This window comes from Nguyenibacter vanlangensis (assembly GCF_013376155.1).
Taxonomy (GTDB): domain Bacteria; phylum Pseudomonadota; class Alphaproteobacteria; order Acetobacterales; family Acetobacteraceae; genus Gluconacetobacter; species Gluconacetobacter vanlangensis.
This window is the reverse complement of the sequence record NZ_JABXXP010000469.1, coordinates 1-2,279: the sequence shown is the minus strand read 5'-3', so window position 1 is coordinate 2,279 and position 2,279 is coordinate 1. Positions and strand designations below refer to the sequence as shown.

The following is a 2,279-nucleotide window of genomic DNA, read 5'->3' as shown; positions in this document are numbered from 1 at the left end:
CCACAGCGCCCCGCCCGACAGGTCCAGCGGCCCGCCGCCGCTGCGCAGATAGACATTGTCCAGCGTCTCCGCCCGTCGGTACATCAGCGACGACAGCGGCGACAGCGCGGCCGTCGCCAGCCCGCCGATCAGCAGCGCGCAGGCCAGCGGCCCGGTCAGGAACTGCCAGGCCGAAATCCCCGCCGCGCGCGCCACGATCAGCTCGGACGACCGCGTCAGCCGCCAGAAACACACGATCCCGCCCAGCAGCACCCCGAACGGCAGGATCTCGATCATGAAATACGGGACGTGCAGCCCCGCGATCTCGCTGACCAGGCTGGTCGGCACGTTCGGCCGCGTCGCCGCCCGCCGCAGCAGGTCGATGAAATCGAACAGCGAGACCAGCCCCGTCAGCGACAGCACCATCGCCATCACCGCCAGCGTGAATTGCCGCGCGATATAGAAGGACAGCGTGACGGAAACGGTCATGGGCGCGCCGGCTCCGCCGGAAGCGGCCCCGCGCCCCGCGCATCGGGCCCGCTCGCGCCGCGCTGCCGCAATTCCGGCACGAACAGCAGCGCCGCACAGATCAGCCCCGGCAGGATCGCCTCGATCCACATCAGCGGCACCAGCGCGATATTCCGCCCCGCCAGGTTCTGCACCAGCAGGCTCAGCGCCAGCAGCCCCACCACGCTCATGATCGCCACCGCCGGGCGGATGATGTTGCCATGGCGCGAGAACGCGCCGCGCAGCACGCTGACCAGCCCGATCATCGCGAACGAGAAGGCGGTGAACGGCGCCGTCAGCCGCCGCCACGCCTCGACCGCGAACTTGCCCCGGTCCCGGGGGGCGACCACGCGGGGGTCGGGATGCAGCAATTCGCGCAGCGACATCTCCGCCGCGTCGCGATAGCGCGCCTGGTCCCCATGCCCCGACGTCAGGTCGATCGTATTGCGGTCGAAGGTCAGCACGTTCAGCCGCCCGGTCCGGCGGTCGATTTCCTGCCGCGACCCGTCGAACAGCACCACGCGCGGCTGCTCACCCACCACCAGCATCACCCCGCGCTCCGCCAGGATGGTCGACGGGTTGTCGGGCTGGCGGTCGTCCTCGACCAGGATGCCGTGCAGGGTCCCGTCATGGTCGCGGCTGCGCACATAGACGGTCATCGTGTCCGACACGGGGGTAAACACTCCTTCCTGCAGCAGGAAGGCCGCCATCCGGTTGCGGATCTGGAACTCGTATTGCTTGAAGGCATGGAACGACATCGGCACGATCCACAGATTCAGGACCATGCAGGACGCGACCGACAATCCCGCGCACAGCAGCCCCGGCCGCGCGATGAAGAACGGCGACAGCCCCGCCGCCCGCATCACCGTCAATTCCCGGTCCCCCGCCAGCCGCTGATACACGAACTGCACGACCACGAAGGTCGTGATCGGCAGGATAACCGCCACGAAGGACGGCACCAGCATGCTGGTCAGTTCGACGAACACCCGCAGCGACAGGCCGCGCTCGACCACCAGCGACACGAAATGCAACGATTGCGTCAGCCAGATCAGCGCCGCCAGGCCGCCGGTCGTCGCCACCAGCGCCGCCAGCAACTGCCGCAGGACATAGCGGTCCAGCATCGGCAGCCGCGATCGCGGCGACGGACGGTCTTGGGGCGGGACGATCGACATAGGGCTGTGTAGCTCCCCCCGCGCCTCGGCGCCAGAGCCGGCCGCCATCCCGCCGGCCGCCATCCCGCCGGCCGTCACCCCGGTCGCCCTCCCGATGGTCACTCCGATCGTCACCCCGATCGTCAGGCGGGCGGGAAGATCGCATCCGGGTTCATCAGCCCGGCGGGATCGATCGCCCGCTTGATCCGCCGCATGGTCTCCAGCTCGGCGCCGCCGCGCCACGCGGGCATCATATAGGGCTTCAGCCGCCCGACCCCATGTTCCGCCGAGAACGATCCGTCCAGGTCGCGCACGACCGCCGCGACCGCATCCATGATCGCATGGTCTTGCGCCAGGAACGCGGCCGGGTCCATGCCCTCCGGCTGGACCAGGTTGAAATGGATGTTCCCGTCGCCGATATGGCCGAACGGCGCGGGCCGAATCCCCGGGATCAGCGCCGCGCACGCGGCACTCGCCCGTTCGATCAGCGCGGGCACCTTCGACACCGGCACCGACACGTCGTTCTTCACGCTGGCCCCGGCCCGGCGCTGGGCCTCGGCATGTTCCTCGCGCAGCTTCCACAGCGCCAGGCGCTGGGTCTCGCTCTCGGCGATCACCGCGTCGCTGACGGTCCCCGCCTCG

The 2,279-nt window shown here is 69.7% G+C and carries 3 protein-coding genes; all 3 read right to left on the bottom strand.

From position 1 onward, the window contains the following. Positions 1–468 (bottom strand): LptF/LptG family permease (locus HUK84_RS15385; protein WP_176641065.1); only part of this gene is annotated, 468 nt, incomplete at its 3' end. Next, positions 465–1,658 (bottom strand): LPS export ABC transporter permease LptF, encoded by a 1,194-nt coding sequence (gene lptF, locus HUK84_RS15380; RefSeq protein WP_176641066.1) that lies wholly within the window; start codon positions 1,656–1,658, stop codon positions 465–467. The genes HUK84_RS15385 and lptF, both read right to left, overlap by 4 nt. A 122-nt stretch (positions 1,659–1,780) precedes the next feature. Then, positions 1,781–2,279 (bottom strand): FAD-binding oxidoreductase (locus HUK84_RS15375; RefSeq protein ID WP_281362830.1); only part of this gene is annotated, 499 nt, incomplete at its 5' end.